This window comes from Anabaena sp. UHCC 0253, assembly GCF_009712085.1.
In the GTDB taxonomy this organism is placed as follows: domain Bacteria; phylum Cyanobacteriota; class Cyanobacteriia; order Cyanobacteriales; family Nostocaceae; genus Dolichospermum.
Genome location: NZ_VILD01000005.1, coordinates 56,803 through 68,803 on the forward strand (window position 1 = coordinate 56,803; position 12,001 = coordinate 68,803).

General features: G+C 40.1%; 12 protein-coding genes and 1 pseudogene. 1 reads left to right on the forward strand and 12 read right to left on the reverse strand.

Annotated elements, in window-relative coordinates:
• Positions 1-388: 388 nt before the first annotated feature.
• Positions 389-577, forward strand: a complete 189-nt coding sequence (locus FJR38_RS14435; RefSeq protein WP_168495220.1) for a DUF29 family protein — start codon at positions 389-391, stop codon at positions 575-577.
• 72 nt (positions 578-649) lie between these two features.
• On the opposite strand, the gene FJR38_RS14440 is transcribed toward FJR38_RS14435, so the two are convergent.
• The 12 genes and pseudogenes from FJR38_RS14440 to FJR38_RS28555 form a co-directional block, all read right to left on the reverse strand.
• On the reverse strand, positions 650-1,447 hold the full coding sequence (locus tag FJR38_RS14440) for an RNA polymerase sigma factor SigF (protein WP_168495222.1): 798 nt from the start codon (positions 1,445-1,447) through the stop codon (positions 650-652).
• 286 nt (positions 1,448-1,733) lie between these two features.
• Positions 1,734-3,524, reverse strand: coding sequence for a serine/threonine-protein kinase (locus FJR38_RS14445; protein WP_168495224.1), 1,791 nt, complete (start codon positions 3,522-3,524; stop codon positions 1,734-1,736).
• Positions 3,525-3,635: 111 nt separating this feature from the next.
• The gene (locus FJR38_RS14450) at positions 3,636-5,177 is read right to left on the reverse strand and encodes a YcjF family protein (RefSeq protein WP_168537824.1); all 1,542 of its coding nucleotides are present in this window, start codon (positions 5,175-5,177) and stop codon (positions 3,636-3,638) included.
• A 49-nt stretch (positions 5,178-5,226) separates the two neighbouring features.
• Positions 5,227-6,483, reverse strand: coding sequence for an RNA-guided endonuclease TnpB family protein (locus tag FJR38_RS14455; RefSeq protein ID WP_168495228.1), 1,257 nt, complete (start codon positions 6,481-6,483; stop codon positions 5,227-5,229).
• A 235-nt stretch (positions 6,484-6,718) separates the two neighbouring features.
• The gene (locus FJR38_RS14460; protein WP_168538246.1) at positions 6,719-7,381 is read right to left on the reverse strand and encodes a Na(+)/H(+) antiporter subunit B; all 663 of its coding nucleotides are present in this window, start codon (positions 7,379-7,381) and stop codon (positions 6,719-6,721) included.
• A gap of 11 nt (positions 7,382-7,392) precedes the next feature.
• A complete protein-coding gene (locus FJR38_RS14465; protein WP_168495230.1) occupies positions 7,393-7,968 on the reverse strand; it encodes a DUF4040 domain-containing protein in 576 nt (191 codons plus the stop codon).
• Entirely contained in the window at positions 7,961-8,239 is a 279-nt protein-coding gene (locus FJR38_RS14470; protein WP_168495232.1) for a monovalent cation/H(+) antiporter subunit G, read from the reverse strand. Before FJR38_RS14470 ends, FJR38_RS14465 begins: the two co-directional genes overlap by 8 nt.
• Positions 8,236-8,493 carry a hypothetical protein gene (locus FJR38_RS14475; RefSeq protein ID WP_168537826.1) on the reverse strand — a complete coding sequence of 86 codons (258 nt, stop codon included), beginning with the start codon at positions 8,491-8,493 and terminating at the stop codon, positions 8,236-8,238. Before FJR38_RS14475 ends, FJR38_RS14470 begins: the two co-directional genes overlap by 4 nt.
• A gap of 123 nt (positions 8,494-8,616) precedes the next feature.
• On the reverse strand, positions 8,617-9,021 hold the full coding sequence (locus FJR38_RS14480) for a Na+/H+ antiporter subunit E (RefSeq protein WP_168495236.1): 405 nt from the start codon (positions 9,019-9,021) through the stop codon (positions 8,617-8,619).
• Complete coding sequence (locus FJR38_RS14485; RefSeq protein WP_168495238.1) at positions 9,006-10,445, reverse strand: cation:proton antiporter; 1,440 nt, start codon at positions 10,443-10,445, stop codon at positions 9,006-9,008. Before FJR38_RS14485 ends, FJR38_RS14480 begins: the two co-directional genes overlap by 16 nt.
• Positions 10,446-10,784 (reverse strand): annotated as a pseudogene (locus FJR38_RS27785) (NADH-quinone oxidoreductase subunit K); the annotation flags it as partial.
• Between the two features lie 140 nt (positions 10,785-10,924).
• The coding region (locus tag FJR38_RS28555) for a SulP family inorganic anion transporter (RefSeq protein ID WP_254449471.1) at positions 10,925-12,001 on the reverse strand (1,077 nt) is incomplete at its 5' end.

The following is a 12,001-nucleotide window of genomic DNA, read 5'->3' on the forward strand; positions in this document are numbered from 1 at the left end:
TGTACTATTGACAAATAAGTTAATTTATGGTAATAAAGTGCAGATCACAAACAATTCTTCCACTAAACCACGTTCAAAATGAAACCTGTAGTTGATTGAATTACCCCTCCCCTTAGTAACGAGAGGGGTTTTAAGGCTGTGGGAGAACAGTTAGAGCTTACAAAAACTTCAGGTTTCAAGATGGATGAGGTTGATTATAACGGTATGCACTCTTTGTGAGATACAGTCAGCCAAACGCAAATTCTGTAGGGGCGCAGGGTCTGCGCCCTAAATTGTATTGCAACAAGGGCGATAACCGCTATAGACGATCGCTCACCATGATTAAATAATCTTCTGGTAGTTAAGTTACATTAGAAGTAGGGCTGATTAATAAGAGTACACCAAAAATATGTCTAATAGACTATATGATAGCGATTTACAATTATGGATTGAACAAACAATTAAACAATTACAAAATCGTGAATTTGCATCCTTGGATATTGAGCATTTAATTGAGGAGTTAGTTGATTTGGGTAAGTCTATAATTTGTCCTTTTAGGATAGAGGAAATTCTGAATGAGGATTTTTATGGGTTATGATAAAATTATATAATGTTTGGGAATAAAAATATGCAAATATAGGAATCCCGACAATTTTTAACGCCCACCTACTTAGAGGATATTTAAGATTCCAGTTGCAACAGTAGTTGGTTGCAAGTAAGTAATTAACTGTTGCAGACCTTGTTGCAGATATCGTGTAACCGTCATTGGTGTAGCCCCAATTTTTTTGGCAGCATCTTTGCGAGTTAGTTGTTCAACAAAAACTAATTCCACTGCAATTCGGGGTTTATCATCAAGCATACTCATAGCCCCTTCTAGTTGTTGCTGTTCTTCCTGTTGCTGCTGAAGTGCGGTGGTATGGGGACAGGGAAGTAAATCAGCCCACGTGACTGAACAATCGGTATAATTAGATGTTGTGTTATCTAAACTCAAAGGCATTCGATTTTGGGCTGCTAACTTAATTTCTTGCCATTCTTCTATAGATATATGCAGCTTGTTAGCAATTTCAATTTCTTGAGGAGGACGATTTAAAGAGATAGTTAATTCTTTACGGATTTTCTGTCCTTGGTTGTAAAGTTCTTGACAACGGCGGGGAATTTTTAATAAAGTAGAGCGATCGCGCAAAAAATGCAGGATTTCACCGCGAATATAGGGTACAGCAAAGGAACTAAGGGCATATCCCTGATGAGGATCAAAACGCTCAATTGCTCTAATTAAGCCCAAGTAACCAATTTGTTCTAAATCTTCATAAGGCTCATAGCATCTATGACTAAATTTATAGGCTATTTTTCGTACTAATCCTTTATGCAATTCTACGAGTTTATTCCGCAGTCGAATAGAGGGGTTTTGGTGGTATAGGTATAATAGATCAATACTATCAGAACGGGCAGAGGACTCATTAACTGTCATATTAATTCCTTTGTATTAATCTCTGTGTACAAATAATGAAGTTGAAAATATTATTTTTATATCTGTAATGATTTTCCTGAGTTCAGGCAAAATAAGCCATAGTTATTTTACTGAAGTTTCATCAGAGCTAAAACAATGATTGCGTAATAATACTGAAAACACATCATGAATTATGATTCTGTAACTTCTAGTACACAACGGCGTAAATCAACTAACCATTAAAAATTTGAAAACAGCTTGTGTAATCTGCTTTTCTAATTTTTAATTCCGCACTGCGGTACTAGCCCTAATTACGAATATTTACTTCTTGTAAATAATCTTCTGATTGAAGAGATAATTGAGGTTGAATAGTATTTTTATGATGAGGTGTGTTGTTTCTTTTAGAAATAGTCACTATTTTGAGAATAGCTGCTTCTTGTTGTTGATGACGTAAACGTAACTTTTGAGAATATTCTTGTAATTTCATTTGTGCTTGTTCATATACAGCCGTATCTTCAGGAACTTTTTTCAGGAGTTTAATTGCACCAAAAAAGTCACCAATAGATGCTTTGTTATAGGCTAAATATAAATAGTAACCTGATCTAACTTGGCGCTTTTGATTATATTCAGATAATTTCTGTTTAACTATAGCACCAGCAGAACTTTCTTCAGGAATTTGCCGGAGGTAATATAAAGCTGTTGAAAAATCTCTTTCTTCGGCTTTTTCATAAGCTTTAGCTAATAAAGCTTGTGTTTGTGATTCAATATTGGCTTGAGCTTGTTGAACCAATGGCTGAATTTTTGATTGCCAATATGAATTAAGAGGAACTTTCGGAGCATGATATAATACATCAGTCCACCGCCTTTCCTTCAAAGCTTTTTCAGCTAAAATAAAATGCTCTGCATCTTTTTGCCATTGCTTTTGCCATTCTTCAATTGAGGCTTGAGCTTCTGGATAAATATTACTATGAATGGGGATAGACTGAGCTAAATCAATCGCTGTTTGTAAATCACCCGATTGATATTCTTCTATAGCTTTATATAAGGTTTCTGTAGCTGAATAAGCTTGAGAATTATTAAATAAAGAATATACACCTAATCCAATGAGAACAGAATTAATTAATAAACCTAATTTTAGTCCTGCTAGTAAAGGTTGGGATTGTTTAGTTGTGGTTTTAGAAATTAAATTATCATCTATATTTCTATAAAATAATTGAGAATCAGCAAGGGGTGTTTCACTGGGCTGATTTTCCCATTCTATATGCTTGAGTATCCATAATGCTTCATTGGCAGATTGAAAACGTTCTTGGTATTGATAACGGATCATCTGACTGAGAAAAGCGACTAAATAATCATTGACTGGCGTATCATCATCACACCAGATAATTTCATTAGTTTCGGCATCAATTTCTAATTGCAGAGGTGATAATCCCGTAATAGCTTGAATAGCAATTATGCCCAAAGAATACAAATCACTATTAGGCTGAGTTTGCCCAATAAATTGTTCTGGGGGAATATAACCCAATGATGTCACCGGAATTTGATCTATGGATAATTCTGTTTCAATACTAAAATCTATAGGTTGAATTGAGCCAAAATCAATTAAAACTAATTTGGCATCAATAGCCCTTCTAATTAAGTTTTCTGGTTTAATATCGCAATGAATAAAGCCTTGAGAATGAACAAATTCCAGAATATATAAAGCATCTTCTAGAAATTTGATTACATCAGCCTGACTCCATTTACCTGGACTTTGGGGATTGTTAGGTAATTCTGCTGCTAAAGATTCACCTGGAATAAACTGTTGGACTAAATAAAACCGTTCATTTTCTTCAAAACAGGTAATTAATTCAGGAATTTGCGGGTGACGACCTAAATGTTTGAGAGTTTCAGTTTCCGTCAAAAACCGTAGTCTGAGGTAGTCAAAATAGGAAGTGGATTGATAGTTATTCACTTTCAATTGTTTGACAACATATCTCGGTTTTTCTGGGTGGTGTATATCTACAGCTATATAGGTTTGTCCAAATACCCCGGCACTGAGGGGTTGAACAATTTGGTAACGCTCTTGTAATACTGTGCCGATTATCTGGTTGTTCATGATCTAGTTACTCAGAAATCCTTATATATCTTTTCTGACATCGGCTGCAAGTTTCCGGAATTATAGAAAATAATTCAGTATGTTAATTATTCAATAATTACCCAAGTATTATTACTGAGAGTCTTCCTTTTCTGCAAAGCTATCAGTTAATGGTTTGACGACTTTAGCGATCGCTTCCTGGACAAAAACTTTGATAAACTCATCTCGGCGATTAATCTGAAACTGTTGCTGAACAACTTCTGTCATTCCCCCGTCACCCCAATCTTGATCATGACGAAAATACTCGATAAAGCTTTTCCCAGCAATGCGGGTTAAATATGCGGCTGTCACCCCTTGGATTGCTCTCCCGACAATAAAGGTAGCAACATTGAGTTGTAAAGCCGTTGATAATAATTGAATTGCACCTTTGACGATACCTAAACCGGCAATTGTTTTTCCTAAAGATAGGGCTAATTCCTTGCCCCGTTCCATGTTTAAATCACAACCGTAGACTCTACCAATTTCTACGACCATTTGGGCATTAACTGCGGCGGTTGCGAGTAAATCTACCATCGGTAATGGTGTCACAGAAACTACACCAGCCCCAATCCATTGATAACGCTCGACGATTTTATCTGCTTGACGACGACGCTGAGAATCTATCAGTTTCCGGGCTTCTTCTCCTAACCGCAGAGATTGTAAGAGAATATTATCAGCAACGAGATCCTCACCTTCGGCGCGTAATATAGCAGCCATACGCCGCAGTAAGGGGATAATATCTGATTCTGGCTGGAAAGGTTCACCAGTTTCTAATTGTGCAGTTTGGGGATTAGCAGCGATCGCTACGACATCATTTGTAGCAATAAAAGTCCGGACTCGTTCCCGTAGTCTAGCTAAAATTACTTCTATATCAGTTTCAGTATATAAATCTGTTTTATTGAGAACCAAGAGCGATCGCTTGCCAATTTCTGCTAAACTCCGCAGTGGTTCATATTCTGAACGGCGTAAATCATTATCTACCACAAATAACAGTAAATCAGCTTCTGTTGCCAAAGCCCTGGCCAGTTGTTCCCGTTCCGTTCCCGCTACCCCTGGTTCTAAAATTCCTGGAGTATCAGTAATTAATATCTTCCGTTCCAAACCCTTCAACCGTAAACAATAGGTTTCTCCTACCTGAGTCGTCCCCATTGGTGCATTGACTTCACCCACTATCCGCCCCATAATCGCATTGACGAGAGAAGTTTTGCCGGCGCTACCTGTACCAAAGACAACAACTTGAATTTCCCCTCTCGCTAAATTTGCCTCAATTTCCCTAGTCCGACTCAGTAAAGCTTGGCGTGTGACTTCATCTTGAATTTGGGCTACTTGTTGACGAACTGCTTGCAGAGTAGAAGAAGCCGCATCAGATTTAGCCGCGGGGATTTGGGCGGAAGTCACTCTGTGACGTTGACGACGGGATTTTTCCTCTCCCTTCCGCAGCACCAATATATAGTAAATAAAAGCAGCAATTAAACCGCCAATCAATAAAATTAGCAGTAATAATAGTAAATTACCTAACAAAGGCGAATAGGACAACTGATAATACAGTCGGGTGAGAGAATCAATCAGCCATAGGGTTAACGCCAAAATGACGATCAGGCCAACAATTAGTGTAACTACGCGGGATAAGGGCATGAAAGATAAAAGTCAATGATTAGATACTTTTGATCTTAATCAATGTGAACTACCCACACTGACTTGGAGTACCAAGTACAGTGTCGGCTTCTGTACTTACAGGGGAGTGCCGCAACTTAGACTTTCGCCCAAGTTTTGGTCTTATCTCCCCTCCTACAGCAGAGACGGCTGAACCTTCCGCCTTTAGCATTCTGATCCCCTCTGCTCTAATATTTATTGCTGCATTCCCATCACGATTATGATGAGTGCCACAATGAGGACAAGTCCATTCCCGGACATCCAATGGCATATCACCAATCTGATAGAAACAATTAGAACAGAGTTTGGAACTGGGAAACCATCTATCAATCTCAATCAATTTTCCACCTTTGCGTTCTAGTTTATAGGCTAGAAAATTAGTGAATGTTCCCCATCCTGCATCAGATATTGATTTTGCCAAATTGTGATTACGAACCATGCCTTTGACATGAAGATTCTCTACTATGACAGCTTGGCTATCGCTGACCAACTTATAACTAAGTTTATGTAGAAAATCTTGCCGCGAATTGCTAACTCGCTCGTACACCTTGGCAACAACTTTTCTATATCTATTTCTTGATTTACTCCCTTTTTGTTTACGTGCTAATTTTTTCTGTTTGCGTTTAAGGTTTTTCTCATGCTTGGCAAGGTGTTTAGGATGATCGTAAAAAGATACTTTCTCGCCATCTGTGACAACAGAAAAATGTTTTAGTCCTAAATCAATTCCGTAGATTTTCCCCTCGGAAATATTGGGATTTTCGCTTGTGTTGAGCGGAGTCGAAACACCATCTACTTCAGTAAGGATGGATGCAAGATATTTACCTGATGGGGTTTTACTAATAGTAACAGTCTTGATTTTCCCCTCAACCGGTCTATGTATCTTGGCTTTGACTATCCCAATATTGCCGGGAAGTTTAATATTACCATCTACAACCTTGACGTTTTGAGGATATTGGATAGACTGTTTACCATGCTTAGATTTGAATTTAGGAAAACCGGCACGTTTATCAAAAAAGTTCTTGTACGCTGTGGTTAGATTTAGTGTTGTAGCTTGTAAAATTTGGCTATAACAATCAGCCAACCAAATAGTATCCTCAGATTTTTTAAGCGTGGGGAGAAATGCGTTGAGTGCAGCACGGCTAAGTCCTTTGCCCGTCTCTTTGTAAGTCTCAATTGACTTATTTAGAGCATAATTCCACCACCATCTAGCACATCCAAAAGTTTGCGCTAGTTGTGTTTCCTGTTCTTTTGATGGATATATACGAACTTGAATAGCCTTGTATATCACTCAAATCACCTCCTTGATACAGCTATTTTAGCATGATATATTATTTCTGATAACGATACAATACATAACATAATTTGGAAAAACCTCAATGGTTACTGAGCATAGTCGAAGTAATGTTCTTTGCCCTTACTCGGCTATGCCTCTTATTGATTGAGAACGATTTCGGCTTTTCCCGCCTTATATCCCGCCACTGATTTGGAGTACCAAATTCATTGGGGGACTTACGGCGTAATAGTTAAAATAGTCCCCGATAGCGAGTAAACACTAAAATCACCGCCCATGATCCTAATGCGACCTTGATAGCCACCAAAATATTGAGTACAGGAATAATTCCCCCGCTAAAAAGTGCGCCTAATTCTCCATGAGGTAACTCTATACCCACCAGGGTTATAGCTGCCAAGACAATGAAAACAAGCACCGAAATTTTCTCCCATGTAGCAGCATACCAGCGTTTGTAGATGCCTTGTATCCACTCCGGTGATGAAGTAATCGCCACCAAACCGATCGCTGTGCCACCAGCCACTCCCGCAGCAAAACCACCACCGGGACTCAAATGCCCCCGAATAGCTAGTTCTATACTCACCAGGGCGGAAATAGTCGCTCCCAAACGAGCTAGAACAATAGATGGTTGATCGGTAAAACTATGTATTTTGTGGGATGGAGTTTCATTGGCCAGGAGAAAATTAGCGCCCATAATGGCGATCGTAAAAACCACAACCTCGAAGATAGTGTCATATAACCGATTTCTGAAAATAATTCCAGAAACTGCATTTGGAATGCCACTTTCTCGGACAACGGTTTCGACGATAGACATCTCTAGTGATTCTGGCGCTGAATTGGGCAAAATCAGAAATTGGATAAACAGCACTATGCCCGCAACAATGTAAACCCATTTCAGATCTATTTTTTTCATGATTTTGGTGTACTGACATAGGAAAGGATGGTTGCTGATGATGATGAAAGTTCAGCTTGCATAATTTCATAGAGGCGTTGAATTCTGGTTTGGGTATGATAGGTGGGGTTTTCGTTCTCACTCCCGACTAAATCTTGATTAGTGGCTTCTGGCCGCAAACAGATGGTATGAACTTCTTTTTCCATCAGCGCCCGCTGCAATTCTTCCGTATTTGTGTAGGGTACTAAATCCAGACGCATATAATGTTTGCCTAAAATTTGCCGGAAGTTATCTATTAATTTCCCAGACAGAGGATCATTATTTGCTTCAGTCAACTCATTTTCGAGCAAGCCCAGCCGCATAACCATGGATGAACGCACGGCCACCGCATAAAGTGTAATTGCCAGCATAGTACCTACCAATGCCTCAGTTAAAGCCACATCTGCTGCTCCTAAAATGGCATATACCATGGCAGCGATCGCTCCCAAGATGCCACGGATCACGAGGGCATTGTATGGATTAACCTGAAATAACAGCTTACAGGCTGATAAAGGCAGTAAGGCCATGATCACATAGATATAGGTATCATTCATAGCCGCCCTCGCTGGTGGAACAATAAGCCAACACATACCCTAGCACTGTATTCCAGATGGCTAAGGAGATAATAGCCAGAATCAGTAACGGCCATTTGCTGGGTATTTGTAAAAGTAGCCCGAAGACGATACTCATTGAGCCGAGTGTATCGGCAACTGAAAGACTATGGAGTTTGAACAATATAGATCGCTTACCCAGCAGGTGAGAAGTTCCCCAAAACCAGAAAAATATGCCGATGCCAATGCAGGCATAACTCAGAAAATTAATCATATTTCATTCATTCTTTTGAGTAAATGAGCTAACAACATTAATCCAGCATTTCCCACACTCAGGATAATTACCCCGACAATGCCGATCATCCAATCATCGCGGCCAATAGATACAACTAAAATCATGATTGATGTTTTTGTGGCAATACTGCCAAAAGCCAGCATTTTTTTCCAAATATCATCATTTCTCCAACCTTCATAAATAGGTATGAGTAATGCTAAAATCATGATCATCATTAATACATTCAGATCCATATTTCTGCCTTTGAAGATTGCTCAGGTAATATTCCCTGTTCCCTGTTCCCTGCGATGCACTGAGCTTGTCGATAGCGTAGCGTGGCGTAAGCCATAGTGTTCCCTGTTCCCTTTTTTGTAACATTAGTCCTGAGTTACTGACCTCCTTTTCCTCCTTCTCACCAGGTGTACTTCATACCAGCCATGTTCGTGATATTTCAAAACGATGGTTTTTGGTGTAAAGGTAATTAGGAATATATCTAGGAATATTAGCCCCGGAGTCCGTTGAGATTTGACTCGTTCCATCGTCACATCCTCATGTTTATGGGGGCGGATGATGATTTCAAATGCCTCAACATAGGCCTGTGGAATCGCTACCATAATCTCACCCAGTACCCGCAGCCAATCTTTTAAGGCTTCGGGAGTTTTCTGACGACCTGGTAATAAAAGGGCGATACTGACACCAATGATAATATTGGCTAGGCTGAAATCTGCGGTCAACAGAAACCAGATCACCAATCGCAATATGAGATTTAAATGCCCAACCATACAAATCCCTTCCAGAACAGTAAAATTAAGATCAGACTCATCACACCGATCAAATGGTCAAATTCTTCCAGAACCCGCGGGAGTCTCATGACAAATTGTTTAAAAATCAGCCAATAAGCCGCCCAGCCAACACCGATGATAGCGATCGCTTTGGTAATATTCGCAGGGGTGTAAACTTCGTAATACAGACTACTGGCGACAATTAGTCCACTGAGGAGGAGGATAATCGGTAGCCAAACACCAATCCGTACCGCCTCTTTTCCCCGATGGGGCAGAAATATAAATTTGGCATAGACAATTGCTGTTCCCACCGCCGCAACATTCATGGCGATCGCTTGCCAGGATACCAGATTTTTCAAAGCCAATATTTTTGCCCCAAATCCCACTAGTAAGGGAAAGCCGGAAATCGAAAGGCTGGCTATCACCATGGCTATCCAAATTGGTGTATTCATCGGCTTCTGTTGCAGTTCTTGAATATTTCGGCTTGGTAAAGCACCTGCTATCAAGAAAAGTGCCGATTTGGCTAATCCGTGGGCTAGTGCATAAAAGCCTCCCATTTCCGGTGTGATGAGAATCCAGCCCAACTGCGAAACCGTGCTTAAAGCCAGTATCCGCTTAGTATCTTTTTCAAAGACTGCATAGAATACTCCCAAAAATGCTGTTCCTATGCCGAAGATTCTCACTATGGGGTCAAGTTCTTCCATCAGGAGCGCACACCGCACTAATGGATAAACACCAGCTTTGACTACAACTCCTGACATCATAGCAGAAACTGGCGTTTCTGATTCGGAGTGAGTCAACGGCAGCCATAATCCCGATACAAAAATTCCCCCTTTGCTTAAAAGTCCGACAAAGATCAGGGCGAGTGCCTCTGGTGGTGCGTTGCGTAAACCAACAAAAGCAAATGAATGATTTACTTGATAGACTAGCGCCGCACCAACTAGATAAAAAAGCATGGCCACGTTGCTAACAAAGAGATAGCGCAAACCCACCCAAATTGAGCGGTCTGTTCGGGGATAGGCAACCAAGAGGAAGGCGGCAATACCAATTACTTCTAATGCTACATATAAACTGATGAAATCTGTGGTGATGAATGCAGCATTGACACTGCCATGCAAAATGATGGTCTGGGCGTAAAAAAAAGCTGTCTTATCGGTTTGCCAACAATACAGGATCACCGCCATTGTCACCAGTGCATTGGTCAATATAAAGTAGCCGCTCAATTGATCAATGAATAATGTGACACCAAAACTATCTATTAACTGTAGTGATATTGGCGATTGAGCAAAAAATAGCTGCAACCCATACCCGGCTGAGGCAACAGCCACAAATAATGAGAGATAGCGGTCAACTTTGGGGAGTAGATAGATCACAAACCCCAGAAAAAACGGCAGGGCAACCCAGGCGATTGTAATAGTAGTCATGGGGTATTGTTTTTTTACAATCTCGCTAGTTTCTAAGGTCGGATTATCTCGTGCTAGTTTCATAACACTGACTAGCATTAAGGCCTGAATCGAAAATCCAATCACAATTGCCGTCAAGATCACCGCTTGGGGAACGGGATCGGCATAAGCGCCATTGTTGTTATTATTATTGGAAAAAATTGGTGTAAACAAGCCATTTCTTGACGCAATCAGGACGTAATAGGCAATTACCCCTGTACTCATGACATCCATAGAAATGATCTTCATCATCAGGTTTTTTTTGAGGATGATGCCAAAAAATCCACAGAATATTGTGGCAAATACAAATGCTTCTAACACGGGAATTTTATGTTGGGTAAGATAATAAAGCACTACACAGGCAAAACCCGCCAATGCGGGATTAATACCTTTGTTTCTCTGTGAGTCTACGTTTGTGTGGTCGCAGTTTATAATGCCATAGCTAGTGATGCACTGACTAATTACTCATAGGACTCAGTGTAGGCACTAACGCCAGAAACATTAGCAGAAGTGGCTTTAAAGTCAACTAAAGAGACACCTTGTCTCAATGCTTCCACACGAGTTAAAAACATATAATGCTCTGGTACAAATCTAGAAATTTCAAACTTATCTAAGCGTCGTTTGACTTTGGCAGAAGCACCCACAATTAGCACATCACGACCTTGTTCACTGGCATCCTTGATGGCATTTTCAATTGCTAAAGAAGCAGTTATACCCAACATGGGTACATCGCTCAAATCTACGATTAAGACATCAGAATCTGCCATTGCTAAATGTTCACGAGCGATCGCTTTGGAAACTCCAAAAATCATTGGTCCGCTCAGGTAAAATAGCACTATACGTCCATTAGCTTGATCTAATAATTGTTTCTCTTCATCATTCAAAACGATGGCATCATCATTATCACTAATTGTCTTAACTTCCTGAGATTGTAATTCCGACAGGCGATCTATAGTTAAGATATTAGCAATGAAGACTCCCACACCAACAGCAACAATCAAATCCACAAATACGGTTAAGAACAATACACCGTACATGATCAGTGTGCCTTTCAGTGACACCTTATGAGCGCGTTTCAAAAAGCTCCAATCCAGAATATCAATCCCCACCTTGAGCGCAATACCAGCTAACACCGCCATAGGAATAGGTTGAGTTAAACCAGCAGCCCACAAAACTACAATTAATAAAATTAACGCCCGAGTTAAACCAGATAAAGCTGTTTTAGCTCCAGTCTGGATATTAACTACAGTTCCCATTGTCGCACCAGCACCGGGTAGTCCACCACACAAACCAGATATTAAGTTACCAATACCTTGACCAATCAATTCTTTATTTGATTTGTGTTCAGTCCGAGTCAAACTATCGGCAATTACTGCTGTTAATAGAGTATCAATACAACCCAATATCCCCAACATTGCCCCATCAATAATCATCGTTGTGATTTCGGATGGAGTAAAAGTCGGTATTTGCAATGTGGGTAGTCCTACAGGAATTTCCCCAATTCGTCTGATCTCCACATCACTGAAAATGGTTAGAGA

What these genes read in the sequence shown, in the direction of transcription:
- FJR38_RS14465 (WP_168495230.1), bottom strand. Translation starts at nt 7,968, where the DNA reads ATGAATGATACCTATATCTATGTGATCATGGCCTTACTGCCTTTATCA.
- FJR38_RS14445 (WP_168495224.1), bottom strand. Translation starts at nt 3,524, where the DNA reads ATGAACAACCAGATAATCGGCACAGTATTACAAGAGCGTTACCAAATT.
- FJR38_RS14470 (WP_168495232.1), bottom strand. Translation starts at nt 8,239, where the DNA reads ATGATTAATTTTCTGAGTTATGCCTGCATTGGCATCGGCATATTTTTC.
- FJR38_RS14440 (WP_168495222.1), bottom strand. Translation starts at nt 1,447, where the DNA reads ATGACAGTTAATGAGTCCTCTGCCCGTTCTGATAGTATTGATCTATTA.
- FJR38_RS14450 (WP_168537824.1), bottom strand. Translation starts at nt 5,177, where the DNA reads ATGCCCTTATCCCGCGTAGTTACACTAATTGTTGGCCTGATCGTCATT.
- FJR38_RS14485 (WP_168495238.1), bottom strand. Translation starts at nt 10,445, where the DNA reads ATGACTACTATTACAATCGCCTGGGTTGCCCTGCCGTTTTTTCTGGGG.
- FJR38_RS14435 (WP_168495220.1), top strand. Translation starts at nt 389, where the DNA reads ATGTCTAATAGACTATATGATAGCGATTTACAATTATGGATTGAACAA.
- FJR38_RS14480 (WP_168495236.1), bottom strand. Translation starts at nt 9,021, where the DNA reads ATGGTTGGGCATTTAAATCTCATATTGCGATTGGTGATCTGGTTTCTG.
- FJR38_RS14475 (WP_168537826.1), bottom strand. Translation starts at nt 8,493, where the DNA reads ATGGATCTGAATGTATTAATGATGATCATGATTTTAGCATTACTCATA.